24 protein-coding genes are annotated in these 22,883 nt (G+C 49.0%); 18 read left to right on the forward strand and 6 right to left on the reverse strand.

The window, feature by feature from the left end:
• The first annotated feature begins 80 nt into the window (after nucleotides 1-80).
• From G451_RS0100405 to G451_RS32020, 4 genes are all read left to right on the forward strand, one after another.
• Nucleotides 81-581, forward strand: a complete 501-nt coding sequence (locus G451_RS0100405; RefSeq protein WP_027182721.1) for a hypothetical protein — start codon at nucleotides 81-83, stop codon at nucleotides 579-581.
• Nucleotides 571-1,362: a metal ABC transporter ATP-binding protein gene (locus tag G451_RS26630; protein WP_034640106.1), complete on the forward strand. Its 792-nt coding sequence runs from the start codon at nucleotides 571-573 to the stop codon at nucleotides 1,360-1,362. Before G451_RS0100405 ends, G451_RS26630 begins: the two co-directional genes overlap by 11 nt.
• An 18-nt stretch (nucleotides 1,363-1,380) precedes the next feature.
• The gene (locus G451_RS26635; protein ID WP_051260963.1) at nucleotides 1,381-2,526 is read left to right on the forward strand and encodes a metal ABC transporter permease; all 1,146 of its coding nucleotides are present in this window, start codon (nucleotides 1,381-1,383) and stop codon (nucleotides 2,524-2,526) included.
• 91 nt (nucleotides 2,527-2,617) lie between these two features.
• Entirely contained in the window at nucleotides 2,618-3,109 is a 492-nt protein-coding gene (locus tag G451_RS32020; RefSeq protein WP_051260964.1) for a response regulator transcription factor, read from the forward strand.
• An 82-nt stretch (nucleotides 3,110-3,191) separates the two neighbouring features.
• Here the strand turns inward: G451_RS32020 and G451_RS0100425 are convergent, their stop codons facing one another.
• Nucleotides 3,192-3,998, reverse strand: coding sequence for a glycosyltransferase family 2 protein (locus G451_RS0100425; RefSeq protein WP_027182722.1), 807 nt, complete (start codon nucleotides 3,996-3,998; stop codon nucleotides 3,192-3,194).
• A 213-nt stretch (nucleotides 3,999-4,211) separates the two neighbouring features.
• On the opposite strand from G451_RS0100425, the gene G451_RS0100430 reads away from it, so the two are divergent.
• The 3 genes from G451_RS0100430 to G451_RS26650 are packed head-to-tail and all read left to right on the forward strand — an operon-like array spanning nucleotide 4,212 to nucleotide 6,801.
• On the forward strand, nucleotides 4,212-5,843 hold the full coding sequence (locus G451_RS0100430) for an ArnT family glycosyltransferase (protein WP_027182723.1): 1,632 nt from the start codon (nucleotides 4,212-4,214) through the stop codon (nucleotides 5,841-5,843).
• Nucleotides 5,840-6,286, forward strand: a complete 447-nt coding sequence (locus G451_RS26645) for a hypothetical protein (protein WP_051260965.1) — start codon at nucleotides 5,840-5,842, stop codon at nucleotides 6,284-6,286. Before G451_RS0100430 ends, G451_RS26645 begins: the two co-directional genes overlap by 4 nt.
• Nucleotides 6,283-6,801 (forward strand): hypothetical protein, encoded by a 519-nt coding sequence (locus G451_RS26650; RefSeq protein ID WP_051260966.1) that lies wholly within the window; start codon nucleotides 6,283-6,285, stop codon nucleotides 6,799-6,801. Before G451_RS26645 ends, G451_RS26650 begins: the two co-directional genes overlap by 4 nt.
• A gap of 53 nt (nucleotides 6,802-6,854) precedes the next feature.
• Here the strand turns inward: G451_RS26650 and G451_RS26655 are convergent, their stop codons facing one another.
• From G451_RS26655 to G451_RS26665, 5 genes are all read right to left on the reverse strand, one after another.
• Complete coding sequence (locus G451_RS26655; protein WP_051260967.1) at nucleotides 6,855-8,018, reverse strand: metallophosphoesterase; 1,164 nt, start codon at nucleotides 8,016-8,018, stop codon at nucleotides 6,855-6,857.
• A 111-nt stretch (nucleotides 8,019-8,129) separates the two neighbouring features.
• Entirely contained in the window at nucleotides 8,130-10,289 is a 2,160-nt protein-coding gene (locus tag G451_RS32025; RefSeq protein ID WP_051260968.1) for an ATP-binding protein, read from the reverse strand.
• Between the two features lie 180 nt (nucleotides 10,290-10,469).
• Entirely contained in the window at nucleotides 10,470-11,063 is a 594-nt protein-coding gene (locus G451_RS0100455; RefSeq protein WP_156921455.1) for a DNA-3-methyladenine glycosylase I, read from the reverse strand.
• Between the two features lie 6 nt (nucleotides 11,064-11,069).
• A complete protein-coding gene (locus tag G451_RS0100460; RefSeq protein ID WP_027182725.1) occupies nucleotides 11,070-11,654 on the reverse strand; it encodes a peroxiredoxin in 585 nt (194 codons plus the stop codon).
• Nucleotides 11,655-11,785: 131 nt separating this feature from the next.
• Nucleotides 11,786-12,343 carry a peroxiredoxin family protein gene (locus G451_RS26665; protein ID WP_051260969.1) on the reverse strand — a complete coding sequence of 186 codons (558 nt, stop codon included), beginning with the start codon at nucleotides 12,341-12,343 and terminating at the stop codon, nucleotides 11,786-11,788.
• A gap of 299 nt (nucleotides 12,344-12,642) precedes the next feature.
• On the opposite strand from G451_RS26665, the gene G451_RS0100470 reads away from it, so the two are divergent.
• The 11 genes from G451_RS0100470 (at nucleotide 12,643) to G451_RS0100530 (ending at nucleotide 22,830) form a co-directional block, all read left to right on the forward strand.
• Complete coding sequence (locus G451_RS0100470) at nucleotides 12,643-13,005, forward strand: response regulator (RefSeq protein WP_027182726.1); 363 nt, start codon at nucleotides 12,643-12,645, stop codon at nucleotides 13,003-13,005.
• Nucleotides 13,002-13,628, forward strand: a complete 627-nt coding sequence (locus G451_RS0100475) for a hypothetical protein (RefSeq protein ID WP_027182727.1) — start codon at nucleotides 13,002-13,004, stop codon at nucleotides 13,626-13,628. The genes G451_RS0100470 and G451_RS0100475 overlap by 4 nt, the downstream gene beginning before the upstream one ends.
• A 27-nt stretch (nucleotides 13,629-13,655) precedes the next feature.
• Nucleotides 13,656-15,281: a chemotaxis protein CheA gene (locus tag G451_RS26670; protein ID WP_051260970.1), complete on the forward strand. Its 1,626-nt coding sequence runs from the start codon at nucleotides 13,656-13,658 to the stop codon at nucleotides 15,279-15,281.
• Between the two features lie 8 nt (nucleotides 15,282-15,289).
• A complete protein-coding gene (locus G451_RS32030) occupies nucleotides 15,290-16,312 on the forward strand; it encodes a sensor domain-containing diguanylate cyclase (protein WP_156921456.1) in 1,023 nt (340 codons plus the stop codon).
• A 252-nt stretch (nucleotides 16,313-16,564) separates the two neighbouring features.
• The gene (locus G451_RS26680; protein WP_051260972.1) at nucleotides 16,565-17,713 is read left to right on the forward strand and encodes an HDOD domain-containing protein; all 1,149 of its coding nucleotides are present in this window, start codon (nucleotides 16,565-16,567) and stop codon (nucleotides 17,711-17,713) included.
• 59 nt (nucleotides 17,714-17,772) lie between these two features.
• Complete coding sequence (locus tag G451_RS0100495) at nucleotides 17,773-19,245, forward strand: sigma-54-dependent transcriptional regulator (RefSeq protein ID WP_027182728.1); 1,473 nt, start codon at nucleotides 17,773-17,775, stop codon at nucleotides 19,243-19,245.
• An 8-nt stretch (nucleotides 19,246-19,253) separates the two neighbouring features.
• Nucleotides 19,254-19,721 carry a DUF3124 domain-containing protein gene (locus G451_RS0100500; protein WP_027182729.1) on the forward strand — a complete coding sequence of 156 codons (468 nt, stop codon included), beginning with the start codon at nucleotides 19,254-19,256 and terminating at the stop codon, nucleotides 19,719-19,721.
• Nucleotides 19,722-19,750: 29 nt separating this feature from the next.
• Complete coding sequence (locus tag G451_RS32035) at nucleotides 19,751-20,170, forward strand: MarR family winged helix-turn-helix transcriptional regulator (protein WP_051260973.1); 420 nt, start codon at nucleotides 19,751-19,753, stop codon at nucleotides 20,168-20,170.
• 71 nt (nucleotides 20,171-20,241) lie between these two features.
• Entirely contained in the window at nucleotides 20,242-20,733 is a 492-nt protein-coding gene (locus G451_RS0100515) for a C-GCAxxG-C-C family protein (RefSeq protein ID WP_027182730.1), read from the forward strand.
• A gap of 398 nt (nucleotides 20,734-21,131) precedes the next feature.
• A complete protein-coding gene (locus G451_RS32040) occupies nucleotides 21,132-21,566 on the forward strand; it encodes a TadE/TadG family type IV pilus assembly protein (RefSeq protein ID WP_051260974.1) in 435 nt (144 codons plus the stop codon).
• A 25-nt stretch (nucleotides 21,567-21,591) separates the two neighbouring features.
• Nucleotides 21,592-22,830 carry a vWA domain-containing protein gene (locus G451_RS0100530; RefSeq protein ID WP_156921457.1) on the forward strand — a complete coding sequence of 413 codons (1,239 nt, stop codon included), beginning with the start codon at nucleotides 21,592-21,594 and terminating at the stop codon, nucleotides 22,828-22,830.
• Nucleotides 22,831-22,883 lie beyond the last annotated feature (53 nt).

Genomic DNA, 22,883 nt, shown 5'->3' on the forward strand with positions numbered 1-22,883 from the left:
TGTCTGCATGTTTTCCGTGAAGGAAATACCATGGATACGTTCTATGCATTCCAAACGTACTCATCTTGAAGGAGTCCACGGTGCGTATTGTTCTGGTGTTGGTTTTATGGATAGCCATTCTTGGAGGAGTCGCCGTATTTTTGGGGCGCCCAGGAAATGGGCCGCAGTTGGGAGAGCAGTCCACCGAAGCAGTTGACATGGCGTTCTCTCTTGAATTGACCTCCACATTTGATTCGGCTGGAGATGTTTTCGGGGAAGATGAAGGCCGTAACGGCGGCGTATCAATTCAAAACGGAAAATACATCGTGACGGGCGTCGGGCCTCTGGAAGCCGGTATTCCAATGCAAATACAGGATTTGGGACCGATGCATGTCGGTGACAATGAGATTTATGTGAGCGTACGACCCGTTGCCGATAGTGGGGTTGTCGTACACGCGCTTCGCCTACGTGTCTGGCAAGGGCATGGTATTCTGGCGGAAACCACACTGTGGGATGACGGAGGCGAAAACGTGGACGGGATCATTCGGTTTCGTGTTCCAGATCAAGGGCGTCGGGAAAAAGGAGTCGAACATGACGCGTAACGCCACGCAATCGGCCGTTTCCATCCATGACTTAACGGTGGGGTATGGACCGACACCGGTTTTACGCGACATCTCGGCGGAGATTCCACGCGGTGTGGCTGTCGGCGTCATTGGGCCAAATGGTGGTGGAAAATCGACGTTGTTGAAAGCTGTGCTTGGCTTTATCCGGCCGGATAAGGGAAATGTGTCTATTTTTGGACGTCGCCTCAGCCAGGTTCGAGGAAAAATTGCGTATGTTCCGCAATCCGGGGACATTGATTGGGACTTTCCTGTCACCGTACGTGAAGTCGCCATGATGGGGCGTTATGGGACATTACCGTTTTATCGGGAACCAGGAGGTAAGGACCGGCGTCTTGTTGACGAGGCGCTTTCAGCCGTCCGTATGGATGACTACCAAAATCGACAGATTGGGCGACTGTCCGGCGGTCAACGCCAACGAGTGTTTTTAGCGCGTGCCCTTGTGCAGGAAGCCGAGATTCTGTTGCTTGATGAACCTTTTGCCGGTGTCGATGTCGCAACGGAACGTGCCATCCTTGATGTTTTGACCCAGGAAAAGGCCAAAGGACGGACTATCGTGGTCGTCCATCACGATTTGAACACGGCGGGCGAGTATTTTGACCGTCTTATGCTTGTGAAAAATTGCCTGTATGCCTATGGCCCCACACGCGCAGTCTTGCAGAAAGAACTTCTCCGCGAAGTGTATGAAGGCGATGTTCGTTTTGGCTGCGATGGATACGATATTTTGATAAACGAAGGTCGCCTTTTTCCCGAAAAGCGATAATGCCGGTTGGAGACAATCATGTCCTTCATTCATTTTTTTCTTGATCCCCTCGGTCACACATTTTTTCTTAAATCCATGCTGGGCGGGTGTCTGGTGGCCGTGGTCTGCGGGGTTATCGGATGCCTGGTTGTTTTGCGGAGAATGGCTTTTCTTGGTGATGCTTTGTCGCATGCCATGATTGCCGGTGTGGCTGGTGGCTATCTTTTTATGAAACTTTTGTTCGGCATTGAAGCATATGCTCCGGCCATGCTTATCGGATCGCTCCTTGCGGCGGGATTGACCGTTGCGCTGATAGGCTTTGTTTCACGGGTTTCTCGTATCAAGGAAGATACTTCTATTGGCATCATGTATACGGGAGTGTTCGCGGCTGGCGTTGTTTTTGTCTCCATTTTTCGCGAATCCATTCACATTGACCTGATGCACTTCATCATGGGGGATGTCCTGGCCATTTCGGATGCGGATTTGTGGGCTTCGGCCATAACGTGCGCCCTTGTTCTTGGTATCGTCAGCCTGTTTTTCCGGCATTTTCAATTGACGAGTTTTGATCCTGTGATGGCCATGGCGATTGGTATGCCTGTCATGTTGCTCGATTATCTTCTGACGGGTTGTGTTTCCTTGGTGGTTGTGAGTGCCGTGACCATGGTGGGAGTTATTCTTGTGGTCGGGTTACTCATTACACCAGCGGCAACAGCCTATCTGCTATGTGACCGATTGAGCCGTATGATGGTTTTATCGGCGTTTTTTGGCATCACGAGCGTAGTAGGTGGACTGTATGCCAGCATTGCGTTGGACTCTTCCGGCGGCGGCGCTGTCATGCTTGTTTCTACCTTACAGTTTCTTCTTGTGCTGACGCTGGCCCCCCGGCACGGCATGTTGGCCAAACGATTGGCTTTGCGCCGTCTCATTCCTGAACCCTTGGCTGAAAAGACGTTGTTGGCCTTGTTTGAAAGCGGTTCGCCCGTAAATACGGCAGACGTGCAATCTCGCTTACATGAAGGAGACGATGCGGCGAAGGCGTTGGCTTTTCTACTGAATGAGGGGGCCGTTGAGAAAGTCGGACAATCCTATGCGTTGACCGCACAGGGGAAGCGGCGAGCCGAAAATATTCACAAATCTCGTGATACCCAACTGCGATTCCGTGAAAGTTTAGCTGGCATTGAATAGCAAGTTTTTGTCTTCGTATCTGGACACAACACGTCTCGATCAGTACAGTGGAAGTAAGGTCTTCCATTTTAATCGCAGGGAGCCCAAGTGTATGTCCACTGTCTCAGCGTGTGACTTTGTAGGGAAAAAAGGACGGGTACGATTTTGGCCATCTTCGATGGGGGGGGCGGAAGATGGCGCAAGCCACCTGCAACAATGGATAAAAGCTATGTCACACCGAATTCTTCTGCTCGACAATGACCTTTTGGTCTTGGATAATCTGGCATCGCAGCTCGATGAAGATGGCTACACGGTCTTTGAAGCGCATAATACGGAGATGGCGTTGGCGTTTATGGAGCTGGAAAAAGTCGATCTCGTCGTCGTCGATCTTGGACAGGCTGGAATGAACGGAGTAGACTTTATCCACAAGGTGCGCGCTATGTGGCCAGCCGTACGTTTTTTTGTGTATTCGGATCGACCGGCGGCGAATTTTTCGCGCAATATCACCACCCTGCCTGGAGTACGGACGACCACGGTCCCCAAAAATATGTCATCATTTGAGAACATGTCGGTAGAAATTCGTCAACTTTTGGATGAAGCCTAAAAAGCGATCAATGCTTTGAGGAAGGAGGGACAAAGAGATTTTCTCCTTGCCCCTAAGATGAGAAAAGAGCGTTTACTCTTATTTATGATGAGCAGGTCATGGATTGATCAGAGTAGTATTCCTGATTATGATCCGAAAGTTTGCGTCCTTCGGGATTGAAAATTTCATATTGCTTCAAACCCCATTTCTGAAGCCGAAATTCCATGGATGTTTTGAGCACGCCCAGACCATATTGGCAGCTCCGCTTGAAATTGATGGATGAAGCTTCTTCGAAATATTTGGTGGGACAAGACACTTCGCCGATATTAAACCCAAAAAAGAGGGTTTGGGCGAGCATCTGATTGTCAAACACGAAATCGTCGGAATTTTCCCACAGCGGAAGCTTTTCAAGCACGTCGCGAGAAAATGCACGGTATCCCGAATGGTATTCCGAGAGTTTGCCGCTCATGAGCAGGTTTTGCGAAGCGGTGAGAAAGCGGTTCGAGATGTACTTGTACATCGGCATACCGCCTTCCAGTGCCTGACCGCCGAGAATACGGGAGGCAACAACAGCGTCGTAGTACCCGGACGTAATCAGGTTCGCCATAGCCGGAATGAGCTTCGGCGTGTATTGATAATCGGGATGGAGCATGACCACGACATCAGCCCCGAGTTTGAGGGCTTCGTGGTAGCAGGTTTTCTGGTTGCGTCCGTATCCCCAGTTTTGGGCGTGCAAGAAACAGCGAATGCCGAGTTCTCGAGCATGCTCAATGGTATTATCCCGGCTGTTGTCATCAACCAGAATGATGTCGTCGACGATATCCTTTGGAATTTCGGCATAGGTCATTTCGAGGGTGGCTTCGGCGTTATACGCCGGCATGACAACAACCACCTTTTTGCCGTTCATCATTATACGTATCCTCCAATCGTGTTTCCCACACCTGTTACCCTGTCTCAGGCATAGGGGAATGGCGATTAAGCGCGACTTTTGGCGCTCTGTCAACACTAAAGGCAGCATTTCAAGGCACGGAAGTCGGGTCGCTTGTCAACACGGCCGAATTATCGTATCAGGCCGGCAATTCCACGACTTCGGGATTACGAGTTCCGTATCCGATACCCCATCATGAAGACAACCCCTACATACTCTGGAGTCGCCATGCCTCGCGCCGGTCAATCCCGTTCGTTCGATCCGGTTTTGTTTGCCATTGCCGCGCTGGCCGCCTTCCTTATGTTTTACAACCTCGGTCATCGCCCATTGTGGCAGGATGAGGCCGAGACCGCCGCACTTGCCGTAAACGCCCTGGAACAGGGCGTTCCTACGGTATTTGACGGAGTGAATATCATTTCACAGGAAGAGCGACGAGAATTCAACACGGACGATTATGTTTGGCGCTGGTCGCCATGGATTCAAATCTACATGTCTGCTGCGGGCATTGCGCTTGGCGGAAAAAACGCCTTTGCCAACCGCATGCTCTTTGCTCTGTGTGGTTTTTTCTGCGTTTTGCTGACATACTACCTTATTCAGCGTCATTTCGGTGACCGAAACTGGGCGCGGCTCTCGGCACTGATGTTGACCTTGTCCGTGCCATTTTTGCTTTTTGCACGGCAAGGACGGTATTATAGTCTCGGAACGCTCCTGGTGCTGTGTGTGCTGTTCGCATTTTTATCGAATTGGCAAAAACGCTGGTTTCCTGTCGCCATCATGGCAGTTGCGCTGGGATTGCTTTTTCATGCGAACTACCTCTTGCTCTTGTCGTTCGCGCCCCCCCTCTTGGTTGCAGCCATGATTGTGTATTGGCACGATTTGAATTGGAAACGAATTCTCATCGTCTTTCTTGGTGCGTCGTGCCTCGTCATACCAGGTATTTTGCTGTATCGCGTCGGGCGGCAAAGCGGCATGTTCAATGTGTTGCTCGTGCCGGAAAACGCCATGCTGTATTTTGCCGACTTGGTCATGTTCATGATTCCGTTTCCTATCGCCATCGCGCTCCTCTGGCGTTGGCGCAAAACACTGCTCTTGAAACTTCCCACTGACCCGGCTGAACGTTTCACTCTGTTCTGTGCACTCATTATTTTGGGGAACCTGATTATACTGGCAATTTTTCCCCAGCGATTTCACCGCTATCTCGTCCATTTGTATCCGCTGTGCGCTTTTATTTTGGCCTGGATCTGTACCCGGCTCTGGTCATTCGAGCGGTTTTCGGCCGTCGTATTGACCGTGCTCCTGTTGTTCACGAACTGGGTCTATTTATTGCCGATGGAAAAGTTAAAAATTATTAACCGTCCCTGGCAAAACGATATGCGGATGCTGACGTCGGTGAATTTTCCTCTCAAATTGTACCTCACGGAATTAACTTGCGGTTATCCCGACGTGAATGCGCAACTTGCCAAATTTTTCAATGATAATGCGAAACCATGGCAAACGATTCTCGCCGAGTATGGTGATTTGCCGTTGCAATTTTACACCCCATTTCGTGTGATCGGCGGTTTACAAGGGGCTATTCCGGCAAATGAATCGCCTGATTGGGTCGTGCGCCGTCGTATTGTGCGCGTCAATCGGGATCGTGTATTATTTGGGGCGCGGGCGTTTTCGAACACACTGGATTTGGCGCATGATTACGAGTTGGTGAAAACGGCGATTGCTGATGACGAATTCGGCAACCGAGCTGACCCCGCGTATCATGTGTTTCTACCACTCGAAGACCCCATGGCGACGATTGAAATCTACCGCAAAAAGGATGAGGTCAATCAATGAAAGCGCAACGATCCGTTCTCGTCATCAAAGTCCTTTTAGCCGCGGCACTTGTGGTCACGGCATGGCAAGGATTGGCCAAAACGCCGGAGTATTTGACGCGATTCAACCGTGCTCGATTTGAAAATGGCATATTGAATGACGGCGAAAACGCTTTGGCTATGAAGCAACGACATTACGATTATAATCTGTTCACCATCAAAGCACTTGAGGCTCAAGTGCGCGATCTGGAGAATGGTCTGCCCGCCCCGGGGCCGCTCGTGACAAAGGAGTCATTGGCCATGGCGATTGAAAAAAGCATGGCCACGGATGCGAGAAGCCTTGCCTATGTTGATATTGCCAAAGAAAAGTTGAAGCGGGCTCAACATCTGGTTGATTCCGGATTTGTTATGCCTCTGTGGGGGTGCCTTGCATCGTCACATACTGTACAGGAGAACTCGCAATGAAAACGCCCGCGTCCAAACCCATGTCGAAGTCAATGAAATTCGTCATTGCCGGCGTATTTTGCCTGTTAATCTTGGCGGTCGGGGGGCTGATTTTCTTCAATGCCTATGTCTATGCCGGTTACCAACTCGGTGGTTTATCCAAGCAAGAGTACCAGAAAGCTCTTGATATTGCTGCTAAAGATTTCTGCCGGGCCGATAATTTGACGTTTGAGGGCTTTGATCTGTCGAAATTTGAAGAAGTCTTGCATGGTGGGGATACGTACGCCTGGGGAGCAGCTCGGACGAAAGATACCGAAGGGCGGACTGTATACGTTTGGATCTATCTTGAATGGGGAAAGATTCGGCAGCAATGGCTTCGCAATTATTGCCGTATTCTTGCTCCACCAACGGATGAGTTATTTTATGATCGGACCCATCCTGGCCAGGTGGACCGTGTTCGGTTCGCCGTATCACAAATTATAACCGATATTGCACGCAACTTTCGTGTGGTGTTTGGTGATACGTCAGCGTCGTAATATTTCGAGTCGTTTTTATATCGTTATTGTTTTTCCGAGAACGCCCCCTGGTTTTATACGGGGGCGTTCGTCTTTGCTTGGTGGTGTAATGTGAATATCGTGATTTCTGGTTCTGTGAGAAAACGGAAGGGAGGCCCCCAGGTGCCTGTTCCCTGGCTTGTGTAAACGGCAGAATCCTCATCGAGTTGATAGAGACCGGCTGTGTATGGGAACAACCGTTTGACAAGAAGCGTGAAGGGATAGAACTGACCGTTATGCGTATGCCCGGAAAGCTGAAGGTGCACCGATTCGAGAACAGACGGACTGACGTCCGGTCTGTGTTTGAGCAGGATGGTAAACGTACCGAGAGTGGCTTTCGCGACGGCCTGGGCATCGGTTGTTCGATCCAACCCAAAATGGCCGGCCATGATGTCGTCAACGCCAATGAGCGTAATCGCGTTTCCGACGTCAACCGCATCGCCATGCAGCAACGTGAATCCTGCCGCTTTGGTGAAACGGAGCGCTTCGTTTATTCCGGAATAGAATTCGTGATTGCCAGTGACGGCGTATTTGCCAAGGCGGGCTGGCATGGCTTTCAGGATTTCTTCGATAGCGTACGGATCGTCCATGTCTCTATCGAGCAGGTCACCGGTCGATACAATAATGTCCGGTTTTTCCACGCCCATGATATTGGCAATGGTTTTCGCAGTCTCCGTGCCGGTCGTTGCACTGAAATGCACGTCGGAAATTTGTGCGATAACGGTTCCATCGGCTTCTGCCGGAACAGCGGGAGAAACGATGTTCACGCGTTTGACATTGAGCGCCAGGGCTTGATGGCGTGCATAGAGCAACATTCCTCCTGCGGTAATGCACGCCGCTATGAAAACAATTGTCGTCATGCCGCCGACTTGCGTCAATGCTTCGGCGGGGCCGAAAAATTGAAGTTTCTGTCCGGCATGGCCCACGATGCGGAATACAATATGCGTTGCGAAAAACAGCAGGACGAACATACTCCAAGAATACCCGGCAAATGTCATTGTTCGCGCAAGAATGGGCATGCCATGCTTGCCGAGCCATGCTCCGATGCCCGGTCCAAGGATGAGTAAAAACAAGATAAGCCAAAGACAAACCGCCACAACCGGTCCGACATGGATGATATGGCGGGCCGCGGTTAAAAAGTAGACGTTGAGGCACGCAAGGGCGACAACGACAGAGAGAACAAGGGTTGCAAAGCTCAAAATGTGTCCCCATGGGTTGGAGGTCAAAGGAACTGATCGGATATAATAAAGCAGGACTTCGGCCTTGGCGAGACCTGTCGATGAAGATGATAGGATTAATGGAGAGAATGTCTAGGAAAGGCAGGGAAGCTCAAATGTGAAACATGCTCCTTGGCCTGGTTGGGATTCGACGGTGATGGAGCCATGGTAGTGCTCGATGATATTACGGCAAATGGCGAGCCCCATACCAGTTCCTTTGGGTTGGGTGCCAAGTGTGTTGGATTCAACCTGATAAAATTTATCGAAGATACGGTCCAGGTCGGGTTTGGGGATGCCGGGGCCGGTATCAGACACACTGATACGCAACCGATTTGCTCGTAGTCTCGCCGCAATTCGAACTTCACCTTCGTCGGTGAACTTGAGCGCATTTCCAAGAAGGTTGGTCAACACCTGGGTAACACGATCGGGATCAGCTCGGACGTTGGGAAGCGACTCATTAATGTCCACAATGAGATCGAGTTTTGGCTTTTCGAGAAAAGCGCTTCGGAATGAATCCGCAACATCGGAAATGAGTGCGTAAATATTGATGTTGACGTCGTTCCATTTGGCTGCCCCCGATTCTATTTTGGAGAGATCAAGGAAATCGTTGATGAGCCTGGTTAATCGTTCACCTTCGCGCAATATGATATCGAGATTGGAACTGATTTGTTCCCCTTTGCGCTGAAGGCGATCAGAATTTGCCAACTCTTTGAAGTATCTAATGAAGTCTCTGCGAATCAACTTGGCAAACCCCATGACTGATGTCAGCGGTGTTCGCAGATCGTGTGAAACTGTGTTGAGTAATGCCGATTTGAGGCGGTCGATTTCTAAGAGACGACGATTTGCCTCGCGGAGTTCTCGCGTTCGGCTTTGCACCCGTTGTTCCAGCTCTTCTCGTACCTGCATGAGTTCGTCGCGCGTCTGCTTGATTTCGCTGATATCGACAAAGGCTTCCAGGAGGATATCTTCATCTTCAATCTGGACCGGAATGACGCTCTTGATGATGTGAATAACATGTCCATCCCGGGCAATGAGTGTTCGTTCCGCGAGGTCGGAGGATTGATGGTTATCGGCGACAGGGCTGTCACTGGACGAGGACGGACACAATGTTTCGTGGCAGTATTTCCCAATAAGTTCTTGTTCGTTGTCATACCCCATAATGTTGAGCGCTGCGGTGTTGGCGTGGAGAATGCTTTTTTGCTTGGAAATAAAGAGTACACCGAACGGGACAGCGTCGAGAATGTATTGAAGCCGTTCGCGCGATCGCTCCAGATGGTCAGAGTAGCGTTTGAGCTGACCGTGGAGTAGCGCGTTATGGATCGCGTTGGCGTAGACCAATACAATGGATTCGAGAAAAGTTTTGCTTTCATCGAAGTCGTAGGGAGAACGGAACCCAAACCCCAGAACGCCACCGATGGATTCACCAAACGGAATAGGAAAAATAGCCAACGAGGTGATGCCAGGAAGAAGCGTTTGCAAGTCGGAGTGAGTTGAATTCTCATGAAGATAGCGAAAATATACCGGTTCTTGGTCAATATCGAGAAATGGACTCAGCGCATGGGGAACTTTCGGGTTGGAGAGAGCTAATTGTAGCGTTGGATTGGATGGAGCGTGATTTTTTTCTAGGCAGAGAACGCCATTTTTCACGAGGAATAGGAATGCCAAATCCGGATTGATGGCCGCAACGATTTCTCCAAATCCACCGTCCATGACCTGAAACATCGCAAGACTGGAGCCGACACGAACGCTCAACGCGTTGATGGAGAGGAGTTCGTTGACGCGTCGTTCCAACATTTCCTGCATGTGCTTGCGCTGGGTAATGTCGCGGCCGACGGCCATCATGGCGGTAACATGGTTCTCTTTATCAAGCAGAGCGCGGTTCGACCATGCCAACCAACGCCACCCATTCAGCGTTTGGGCTCGTTGTTCGACATAGGTATGATGTGGGGCAGAGAAAACCGTTTTTATGGAACGAGAAACTTCTTGCTGATCGTCCTTGTGGATGAGAGCCAAAAATTGGCGACCAAGTAATTGAGATTGAGATTTTCCGAAAAGCCGGCAAAATGAAGGGTTGGCGTACTGTATTTCGCCTCGAAGATTTATTTTAACAACCAGCTCTGTCTGATGCTCGACAAGCTGACGATAAAGTCCTTTGTCGTCGGTGTCTCCAACAGGACATCGCGACACCGATTCGGGCTGGGATTCTTGCAAAAGCAATCTCAACCTTCGGTTTTCTTCGAGAAGCTCCAGCATGCTTTTCTCGTTATCGCCTGTCATCAAGGAGAAACTCCGAAAGTTGTAGTCCTATATATTCTTTAGCAAGATGTAGCACGCTCACTGCACAACGACAAGTGTCCATTCAGGGGGCATGTATTGAGAATCGTTTGTATAATGTGGCTCAATTATTCAAAGAATTGATGCTGTGTGTTTTGTTCAAGAAGCCCTTTCTCGGATGATCTCGTAGCGAAAGCAGTCTACAAGGTGGTCGTTGATGACACCAATGGCTTGAAGGTGGGCATATAATGTTGTGGAGCCGACAAAGCCAAAACCACGTTTTTTCATGTCTTTGCTTATTGTATCGGATAAGGACGATATTGTAGGAACATCTTCATGATTTTTCCACTCGTTATGCAGCGTGCGCCCATCGGTAAATGACCAGATGTAGTGGTCGAAAGAGCCAAATGTTTCCTGAAGAGCGAGAAACGCACGAGCATTTTTGACTGTGGCTTCCAATTTGCGCCGATTTCGGACAAGTCCAGGATTGGCGAGGAGAGTTTCGATCTCTGCGGCTCCATAGTTTGCGACAATCAGTGGATCGAAATTCGCAAAAGCCTTCCGATAGTGCTCACGTTTGCGAAGAATCGTCAGCCAGGACAAGCCTGCCTGGGAACACTCAAGAACAAGAAATTCGAAATGTCGGCGTTCATCGTGAACGGGCACCCCCCATTCGACATCGTGGTACTCAATTTCCTCAGGAGATCGAAGAGCCCAGAGGCAACGGTGGATTTCAGGTTTTGCGTCTGACATAGTGTTTCACTTATCCAATTTTTTTAGTTCGTTGACGATGGCACCAAGATCAGGCCGTGTATTGATATCGCTTACGATGATAGACCGAATGACACCAGACTTGTCGATGATAAATATGGAGCGTTCTGCCACGCCGTCTGAACGCAATACGCCGTATTTCTCCGCGGTCTCTCCATGAGGCCAGAAATCCGACGCTACCGGGAACCATAAATTACCCATTTGTTTGATCCAGGCAAATTGGCTGGGGGTATTGTCGGTTGTAATGCCAATGACTTGTGCGTCATATTGATCGAAGTACTTTTTGGCGAGATTGTAGCCTGGCCACTGGTCCGAACATACTGGAGTGAATGCCGCTGGGACAAAGCTGAGAACGACATTCTTTTTCCCAAGGAATTGTGAGAGGCTAACACTGTTTCCATCAACGGTCGGGAGGTCGAAATCCGGGGCTTTGTCCCCCTTTGCGACGTTCAATGTGGAATCTATCGGTTTGAGGTGCCCTGGATTATATATCTGATCGCGAGAAACTTCTGCGAACACCGGGCCGGCACAACAACTTGACAGTACCAAAATTGTGAATAAGGCACGGATCATACCACCTCCTTTGCAATGTAAACGCAATATAAAGCGTTTCTTGGGTTGACGTACATTGTATCATTCCAATGGGTTCCCATTGGTATACTCATCACGTTCAATGACGAGAGAGAATGCGTTACGTTTTGGATTTATTTTTTAAGGTCAGTTTCTGCAAGGATGTCGTCAAGGAATTCTTTGGGATCAGGGAAAACTCCATCATGTTCATAGAGGATTGCTCCTCGATTTTTTCCGTTTCGCATGTCGATAAGGAAAAAATGCGGGGTGCCGTGTTCACCTGTTGCTGTATATGCGGTGAAGTCTTCATCGGAGATCAACGGAAAATCTATTTTGTATTCATCACGAAAGATGCCGACTTCAAAGTCGGAATTCCCGGCGCCAATTCCAACAACACCAAATTTATCGGCGTATGAAGATTGATGAAGCATTTTCATAAATTCATTCATAATCGGAGCTTGGCGCTGACAATGAGGACAGTACATACTGAAAATCTCTACGATCAGGAAGTCGGTTTTCACATCATACGGTGAAAATGCTTTTGTCGTTTGAGGGATACCGAGCGTTTGCGCCTGTTGCGCAGAGAACTCGCTATTGAGACGAAAATCAGGAAACATGGTGGCACGAGCTGAAACTGCAAAAAATAAAATAAATACCACCACAAAGAAGGGGGAAGAGAGAAAACGCGGCATGGAGGTACTCCAAAAAAGCTTGGGTTGACGTCCTATGAATAAAAACCGACGGTAAAGGAATGGAATAATGATTTTATATACGAGTATCGACGGAATTTATCCACAAAAAATGACAACGATAATTCTTCTCTATTTTTGCGTTTATCAATTCCATTGAAATATAAAGAGTATGAGAAAAAGAGCGGGTCGACTTTGACTTGATTGAGGGAAGTCGATATTATCATGAATTCAGTACTTGTTATTTACAATACAGTAGAAGTTTTTACAGCCATCAGAGTTTTATGGTGGATGGAGTTTTCATGGGTTCACTGCTCGTCGTCGACGATTCCCTCTTTCAACGCATGCTCCTCGGTAAGATTGCCGAAGAATGCGGATTTGTCGTGACACAAGCCAAAACCGGTAAGGAATGCCTGGAAAGTGTGGCGAAAGCCATGCCGGATGCCATGTTGCTTGATCTCAATATGCCCGACATGAGTGGGTTTGAAGTGCTGCGTTCTCTCCACGAGGCAGAGACGTTGCCCAAAACCGTTGTTATCACTGCCGATATTCAAAAAAGTTCTCGGGAACGATGTGAAGCATATGATCTCGCTGGAATGCTGAACAAGCCCGTCGACGAAGACCAGCTGCGCGGGATTTTGGCTTCACTGCTTAAAGGCGCATGATGTACGAGAACAGCCCTATCAATGCCGATCAGCTCGATGTTTTACAAGAATTGGTCAATATTGGAGTTGGTCGCGCCGCCGGTGTGCTCAATCAAATGACTCGGGCTCATGTACATCTCGATGCGCCCGAAGCACATGTTTTGACTCCCTTGCAAGCGCCGAATCATACATTGCTTGGTCTGAACGATCGGATTGCATCGGTACGATTATCGTTTGGCGGAAGTTTTTCCGGTACGGCCGCGTTGGTTTTCCCTCCTGATAGTGCTATGAATCTGGTTGCCATTATCGCCGGAGGCGACCCCATGGCGATGGACATGGATTCGTTACGCATTGGAGCCTTACAAGAAGTCGGCAATATTGTTCTCAATGGCGTCATGGGATCGATTTCCAACGCTATTGGTGACCATCTCGATTATTTACCACCGGATTATTTTGAAGACACGTTGCAGAATCTCTTTCAAGAGTACAACGACAACAAAAGTCTGGTTATTTATATCCGTATAAGCTTTACTGTGGAAGGACACCTTATCCAAGGGGACCTCATTATCCTCTTTCAGGTGGGCACGTTTGACCGCCTTCTTGACGGCCTTGAGCGCCTTCTGACCAATATGAGGATGTTATAATAGTGTCTTCCTTCATATAGTCGTATCATGGACATCCCCAGCGACGTCTATGACGTTTTCATCAGGAGCTGTTTTGAACAGCTTGCCGATATCGAAACACGTATTCTCGATCTTGAACAGAATACGGATGATACCGCTGGAGCCGCTTCGTTATGGGATGCTATTATTCGGCCGGCGCATTCCATCAAGGCCGATGCCGCATCCATTGGGCTGAATGCTCTCGTTGACCTCGCCCATGCCATGGAATCAGCGATTATTCGTTGTCGCGATAATCATGAACCGCTTTCACGGCAAACAGCCGATATTCTACTCTCTCATTTCGATCGACTTCGTCATTTGATTCGTACTGGCAAAGACGACCCAAATGCCGACGTTTCGGACGATGTCCTTTGCCTCAACAAAATAGGGGTGTTCGATGACTTCCGTGATGAGGAGTTGACGAAGCAAGCGGAAGAGCCAATTGTTGACCAAGGCAATCAGCGTATCGACTGGATGCATGTACCGGCTGAGAAAATGGATATTCTGGTCGATTATGTCGGTGAAATGCTTGTTTTAAATTCACGCCTGGGTGGCTTGGCGAATCAAGCCGGTCTTGCTGACCTTTCCATCGTTGCGGAGCAAATTGAATCTCTTGGTGGTGTGATTCGTGATCAGGTCATGGACATACGCCTTATGCCGGTAGGGACGGTGTTCTCGCGTTTTCGACGAATGGTGAGAGATCTTGCCTCCCGTTTAGGAAAACGTGTTCAACTTGAGATGGTTGGAGAAGACACCGAGCTTGATAAGACTGTCATTGAGCAAGTGTGTCCTCTTCTTGCTCATCTCCTTCGCAATGCCGTCGACCACGGCATTGAAGAGCCTAATAAACGCTTGGCGGCCGGTAAATCCGAAGTTGGTACGATACACTTACAAACGGCCCAAGAAGGTGGCGATGTCGTTCTTACTGTGTCCGATGATGGCGCAGGGGTCGATATGGAGGCGTTGGCCCAAAAAGCTATTATGCTTGGCCATAGTTTGCCCGCGCAACAGGATTCCGACGGAATGGATTTGGTCAACCTTATGTTTTTACCCGGTGTCACGCAAAGCGTGGTCGCGAACGATGTTTCGGGCCGTGGTATGGGAATGAGCGCTGTTATGCAAACCGTGCACAATTTGCGTGGAAGCATCACTGTCAACACCACCCCTGGGAAAGGGGTTGTGTTCACCTTGCGCATACCGTTGTCCATGACCTTGTTTCTCGGGCTTGAAGTGCAATGTGCTGATTCCAGATTTCTGTTGCACATGGAAAGTATTATTGAATGCTGGGAAATTTTCGGGAAGGACTTTGATGAAAATAGGGGAAGCATCTTTAATTATCGAGGGACGGCGCTTCCTCTTGTCTCGTTGCGGCGTTTTTTTCAACTTGATGGAGAGGCGCTCCAACCAAACCAGGTTGTTATTGTCGAAGCGGCAGACTCACGCTACGCCGTCGTGGTTGATAGCATTATCGGGCAAAAAAAAGCAGTGTTTCAAAAGTTATCTCCTGCCCTTGGTCGAGTGGATGGAGTGTCGGGGATGTCGCTTACCGGAGATGGAAACATTGCTCTTATCCTCGACATTGCCCGCATTGCTGAGATCGTTGCCGGTCCTTCGACAAAGACGCATGACAGGTGAAGAATATCATGGATGTTCAGTGTCCTTTCCCGCCATTTTATCAGGCGCCCGTCTTGAATCAATTACCGGTGGGCGTTGCTGTTATTGATAGCGAGTATACGGTGCTTTTTTTTAATAAGTGCCTCTCCTCCTGGACGGGGTATGCATACGGTGAGGTCGTCGGTAAAAATATTCGCGACCTTTTTCCTCACCTGCATGACGGGTATCTTGCTGCTCGTTTTGAAACCGTATTTCAAGGCGGTCCCCCCGCTATTTTTTCGGCGCAGATTCATGGAAGTCTTTTTCCTTCTCGAGAGAAGCAACCCCGAGATCGCTTACAGCATGTGACGGTGAGTGGGCTACGCCGCGATGATGACTATCTTGCCATGATTTGTGTGGAAGATGTCACAGAAGTGTATCGCCGACTCAAAGCGTATTCGGAAATGCGTGATCGAGCAGTACGTGAATTGGGTGAGCGTCGCCGGGCGGAGCAAGCGTTGCGTGAAAGTGAGGAAAAGCTGCGTATTTTAGCAACGATCGACGACTTGACCGGGCTGTTGAACCGCCGCCAATTCATCGAATTGGCGGCGCGTGCCTTGAAACAATCAAGGCGGTATGGGCATGCGTTGTCGCTGATGATTATTGACGTGGACCATTTCAAAGAGATCAATGACACGTATGGTCATCAGACTGGTGATGATGCCTTGTCGGGGTTGGCCCGTGTCTTTCAAGAGACTTTTCGTCAGGTTGACGTGATTGGCCGCATTGGTGGAGAAGAATTTGCCTGTGCCTTGCCTGAAACAAATTTAAATGGCGCGATTTGTGTTGCAGAGCGTTTGCGCGCATCCATTGTGGATCTCCCGTTGTTGACGGTGAAAGGTTCTCTTTCCGTTACGATCAGTATTGGTGTGGCCGAGCTGGATGATGCTGATGAGAATTTTGAAGCGTTGTATAGTCGATCTGATCGTGCATTGTATAAGGCAAAAAATAATGGTCGAAACCGTGTCGAGTCTGATGAATACGAGAGTCCTCGGATGTCTGACGGTACATGAATGTATTACCAAGAGGAAAGTCAAGGCGCATTTTTCTTGATGGGATGTATTGCCTTGAGATTGCAGGATTGCTGAGAATTTGGCACAAATGCTCTGTGATATTGTCGTAACTGTTTCACATTTCGAGCGATGTCCTCGTTGGAAGAGGGCATACAGCGTGTTCCCATGCGGAAAAGAACTGCGTCAATCGTTTTTTTTGAGTGCAAGAACAATCTACGACGCCACGATCGTTGCCAACACAGGAAGGAATTCATGGAGAAAAGCGATAAGCTTGGAAACCCATGTCCACCCGGAGATGAATCGTCGAATTGTCCCATTGATCCCGGTGTGGTGGAGGCAGCGAAAAAATACACCCTGCGTCGGTTTATTTTTGTCGATGTACGACATGATGCGGTGATCGAGGCCTTTCGACAAAGTGCAACCCGCGTCGCCCGCAGAATGACCCGGTTAGGAACAACCGAGCTTGGCGGACCAGCTGACGCAAATCTGCATGAATTGCCCTGTGATGACGATGGACGTGAGATTGATCCGGCCCAAATCCTCAAGAACGACATTCGATTGGCTTCCTTGCCGGAAGTCTATATGCGCATCAATGCCGTCATCAATGACGAAAAATCCAATCCGGCCGACGTTGCTGCGGTCATTGGAACAGATCCAAGTTTGTCGGCAACGCTGTTGCGATTGGCGAACTCCCCGTTTTATAGTCGAGCTATGCGAGCTGTACGCCAACGATTCCCATCCAAAGTTGATACGCTTACTCGAGCTGTCGCTATGATTGGATACAATCAGCTCAGTACTTTGGCGCTTGGTATTTCTGTCCTCCCCTTGTTTCAGGATATTCCACCAGGTCTGGTGGATATGAAGTCCTTTTGGAAACATAGTACGGCCTGTGGAGTCATTTCAAAACTCATTGCGGAACAATTGAAATTGGCCAATGTGGAAAGCTACTTTGTTGCAGGGTTGCTCCACGATATTGGTCGGCTGGTTATGTATAAAAATTTACCTGGCCCAACAGGCAAGACTCTGCACAGTGCATTATCCACTAAAACCCCCCTTGTTATTGCCGAACGGGAGCGCTTCGGCTGGGATCATGCTGTTCTGGGGGGAATGTTGTTGACCAAATGGCAATATCCGGCTTCTCTGTCGGCCATGGCCGGTCATCATCATGACTTGGATACGGAAGAGTATTTTTTGGAGGCCTCAATCATTCATGTGGCAGATTTCTTGACCAATGCACTTGAAATGGGCACGAGTGGAGAACGGTTTACTCCGCCGCTTGATCCCAAAGCCTGGGAGCGCCTTGCTATGACGGTTGGTGATTTGACTGCAATAACCAAAGCGGCCGATACCGGGGTTGATGAGATTTTCGAGATGTTTTTTCCGGGGGAAATCGATGACTGATATTTGGGGCAAGCCTGTGTTCTCAACAAGACCGGTCGAATAGAGGGAAACATACTGTCATGTCAGAAAAAATTCTTGTTATTGAGGATGAGCCGGCTTTTCGAGCTATGTTGTGTGAGGCTCTCACTGACAAGGGCTATGCTCCGGTCGGTGTCGGTTCTGCCGAAGAAGGCGTTGAACGCGTCAAACAGGAATTATTTGATCTTATTCTGACCGATGTCATGTTGCCTGGCATGTCGGGGATGGAAGGTATTTCTCAAATCAAAGAAGCTGATCCCTCCGCCGATATCATCGTTATGACAGGGTATGCCACGAAAGAATCGGCCTTGGAGGCAATTGGTCGGGGCGCATACGATTATTTTACGAAACCGTTCAATCTCGTTGAGTTGGAAATTGTCATCCGCCGCGCTCTTGAACGGCGTCGTCTCCGCAATGAGCTTGCTGCATTAAAAAATACACTGGCCGGAGGCGGACGCATCCCGGCAATTATTGGACAGAGTGAGCCTATGCGTCGGCTCAAGGAAATGATTCACCGCGTCGCTGTACTTGACACAACAGTCCTTGTCACCGGGGAATCCGGTACGGGCAAGGAGCTGATTTCCGATGCGATCCACTCGTTGAGTCCACGTTCGGCAGAACCATTTATTAAAGTGAACTGCGCGGCTATTCCGGAAAATTTGCTCGAAAGCGAACTCTTCGGGCATGAGAAAGGCGCCTTCACCGGCGCGCATCAACGCAAGAAAGGAAAGTTCGAGCTCGCTGACAAGGGGACGATACTTCTTGATGAAATCGGCGACATGCCATTGTTTCTTCAACCCAAACTATTGCGGGCGGTGGAACAAAAGCAGATTGAAAAACTCGGGGGTATCCGGCCCGTCGATTTCGATGCCCGTATTATTGCCGCCACCAACCAGAATTTGCCCCAACTTATTGAAGAAAAAAAATTTCGTGACGATTTGTATTATCGCCTCAGTGTTGCAACTCTTAAAATTCCTCCTCTGCGTGAACGCAAAGAAGACTTGCCACTGCTTGTTTCCCATTTTCTTGAACGGATCAATGCCAAAATTGGGACAAATTTTCGCGGCGTTTCCAAAGATGGCATGGGGAAATTGTTTGAATATGATTGGCCGGGAAATGTACGGCAGTTAGCGAATCTCCTTGAGCGAGCTGCGATTTTAAGCAGCGGAGAAATTTTGAGCCTTCAGGACGTCAACGAGGCGTTCGATGGCCCGGTGCGGCCGAGTACTGTCCCGGCGACAACACCCCCTGCGGTGATGCCTGAGGCTCATGCCCTTGGAGTTCCCGATCCAGCCCTGCCTGCCGATACCGGCCAGACCGTCTCTTTGCGTGAAACATTGGAGCAAGTAGAACGGAATTTAATCATTAGCGCCCTGAAGCGTGCCGGGGGGGTGCAAAAGGATGCGGCAGGGTTGCTTGGGGTGAGTTCAAAAAATTTGTGGAATAAAATTCAAAAACACGGAATCGACGCCCAAGCTTATACCACAGCAGGCCGGTCGTCTGCCGTTGGCTAGGAGGAATCATGCATCCTTCCCGCAAGCTCATTGCTTTACTCTTCTGCGTTGTATTGCTCGGCTTTACCGGCACCGCGATAGCGAATGGAAAAAGTACAGGGCAAACGCTGTATGTGCCGTGTTACTCGTCAGTTCATCACGGTATTAAAACACGCACCCTTGAGTTGACCGTGACATTGAGCCTTCACAATGTCGACCCGAGCAAATCCATTCGTATTGACGCAGTGGAATATTATAATACCGAAGGTAAGAAGGTGCGGTCGTATATTGAAAGCCCAATTGAGGTTGGACCACTTGGAACACAAGAGTTCATTGTCGATCAACAGGATACTGAAGGCGGATCAGGCGCGAATTTTATTGTGAAATGGAAAGCGGATTCTCCGGTGAATGCGCCGCTTGCCGAAGCCGTTATGATTGGAACAAGTAGTAATCAGGGCATCTCTTTTCTGACTCGTGGCGTGGTCATCACTCCATAATTATTTTGTGGTTTCGTATGGAGTATCGTTTGGAGAATTCGACAGGGCATGTCTTGTACCGAGCAGGTCGACTCTTGCGGTATCGCGCAGCGCGATTCTTTAAAGATCGAGGACTTTCGATAAGTCCTGAACAGTGGGGACTATTACTTTCCATCACAGAAAAAGGTCAACCTGCATTAAGGGAATTGGTTGATGGCGTACTTAATGACCATGCTAATATCACCAGACTGGCTGACGGCCTTGAACGTATTGGGTTGGTCAGGCGCCTCCCCAATCCTGCAGACCGAAGAAGCCAACTTATCGAAACAACACCACAAGGTCATGAATTTATTGACCAGGTACTTCCGGATTTACTGCAGGAAAAAGCTAAGGCCTTTGTTGGCTTGTCAGAAGAAGAGAAAAGCGAACTCTTCCGTATGCTGCGGATTGTTCAAAAAAATATGGAGTGACAGAAGTTTTTTTTTCTGCTTAATATTTGCTTAAGCAAATATTGCTTGAGTAAATAATTGGGGGAAGAGAAATGAACGCACCGCAAGAGATCAGTGGAGAATCATTGCGACTGTTGAATCGTGCAAACCTCAAAGATATTGAAAAGCAAGTCATTGCAATGGGGCAGAGTGGTTTGTCATGTTCGGAAGCGTTGGCATTCGCGTTTGCTCCTCTTATCGGATTGGACAAGGATATGGCGATGCGAATGGTTTGTGGCTTTGCGGGTGGCATGGGATTGTCAGGCGAAACATGTGGGATTGTCAGCACAGCGCTTCTCGTGGTTGGTTTTCACTATAGTTCAGAAACAAGCACAGCGCATGAGAATCGTCGTATGGTCATGATGCACTCTATGGAATTTGTTGACCGCTTTGAGGAAGAAAACGGATCTTTGGTATGCAGGGACCTCTGTCATTTGGAGGTTGATCTTCGTTCTCCTGAGGGGGCAGCGGCTATTCGCCAACGTGGTCGTGTAGAGCAACTCCTTGCGAGTGGAGCACGTATCCTGTTAAATATTTTGGAATAATAGAGCTATATTGCTCGTACGAACGGGTGTCCGCAGGAGTAATCAAGACGGCTATCCACAAATTGTGGATAGCCGTCTTGCGTTGAAAAGGAAGATAATCCAATAACAAAAGGATTTTTCCCTTCTTGACCGGGAGTTTTTCCCGGTTTCTCCGGGGAGGAAAACGGATGGAATTGGGATTCAGTACAAAGATTATAGAGTCATTTTCCCTTGCGTTCATGAAAACCATGGTGTTTTTGTTGAGGATTCGCGAATAAAATAAATGAATTTAATGAGTTGTAACATTTTGATGAAGTTGGTCGCGTTTATGCTTTTTTCGGCATGTATTTTGAGAAGAACGGATATCTCGCCAAGCGTTTATTTCTCAAACGCGTACCGCCTTTGCAGGAGTTGCGGACATGAAAAAACACACGACGATACGTCATCGTATGCGTGGAGGGGTCGCTATTGAGCTGACTTTGTTCACGCTGTTTATCTCCATGTTGTCCATTGGACTGGTGGAAGGTGGCAGGGTGCTCAATACGTATTCTCAGTTGCTTGAGGCCACTCGAGAAGGAGCGCGAATGGCACTGCGCCAAGGGGATACGGCTGGGATCGATGAATTTGTCAGTCAGTTGACTGCGGATATGGATGGCACAACGCCATCGGTCAATGTGAAAGTCAAATCATTAGGCCCGGATACGAAAACAGTGACAGTGCAGGTGGAGTATGACTATTACCCGTTTTTTATTGAACCTGCTGACATGGACGCCGCCTCGCTTCAAAAGGAGCTTTTTGGCGGGTTGTCTGACCCTATTCGGCTTACGCCAAAAACAACAATGCCCATGCAGTAGGTGGGGCCGTCAAGTTGGATCAGTGATGATCCCTATGGTGTTGTTTGTCCCGGCGCTTATCGGTGGTGCGGGGATGGTTGTTGATGTTGGGCAGGTCTACATAGCGCAAAATCGGCTTCAAGGAGCCGTGGACGCAGCGGCCCTGGCTGGCAGCATGCAGCTCCCATATGATCCGGATATGGAGGTGGGAAAAGTCGAGCAAGCCGCGACCAACCTGATGACCGAGAATTATCCAAGTGCGACGATTGTTGAAATTGTGCCTGGTGGCAATGTCCGTAGCGTATGCGTGAAAGCAGAGGTTGCAGTTGACCTTGACCTGATGCCGGTGCTCGGTGTTGACCAGAAAATCGTAACGGCCAGTGCTTGTGCGGGATTCAATAATCTTGAAATCGCCTTTGTCATTGATTCTACAGGGTCCATGAAGGGGACGCCCATGGACAAAACCAAACAAGCCGCCTTGGATTTGACGGATTTGGTTCTGCCAACAGGCGGATCGGCGGCTGCAAAGGTTGGTCTTGTTCCATTTCGGGGAAAAGTTCATTTGCCTGGTGGCTATGATGGGCTGCCGGAAGGTTGTCGTAATGTAGACGGCAGTCTCGATGAAGGATTTCTCGATGAATATAAGGATAAAAAATATCGGTATCCCAAGAATTCATGGTTACGCGTCGATGACGACACGTGCTCGGGAATTTCTTTAACGCATGCTCTGACCACGGAAAAGTCACAGATCACTCAGGCTATTTCCGCGTTGAGCGCCTATGGCGTTGCGTCGGGAACCGTCATCTCCGAAGGGGTGAAATGGGGACGGCATGTGTTGACTCCGGAAGCTCCTTTTACTGAAGGGTCGGAAGACGACAAGTACCGAAAGATCATGATTATCCTGACGGATGGAGACACGGAGGACGGCGAATGTGGGGGACGGTTTGCCGTGGGGTATACACCGAGTAACTACTGGACCAATGCCTATTACGGTGCAGGCGAAACGGAATCCCATTGTGACAATGGCGGGGTGCTCAATCAGGCACTGTTGGATGAAGCGTCGTTGGCAAAAAATGAAGAAATCGAAATATTTTCCATCAGATATGGAACTTCCGATTCCGTAGATATCGACCTCATGAAGTCCATTGCCTCATCCAAGCCCGATACCGATGATCATTATTTTAATGCCCCGAGTACATCGGATATTGATGATGTCTTCAAACACATTGGACAACAGCTCGGATTGCGCATTTTGCCAGCAGCGGAAGCGGGGTATACAGGCTAGCCCTGCATGGATGAGAAGTAGCAAAACACCCAAACGCTTTTGGTAAAATACGA

Source organism: Desulfovibrio inopinatus DSM 10711 (genome assembly GCF_000429305.1).
GTDB lineage: Bacteria > Desulfobacterota > Desulfovibrionia > Desulfovibrionales > Desulfovibrionaceae > Alteridesulfovibrio > Alteridesulfovibrio inopinatus.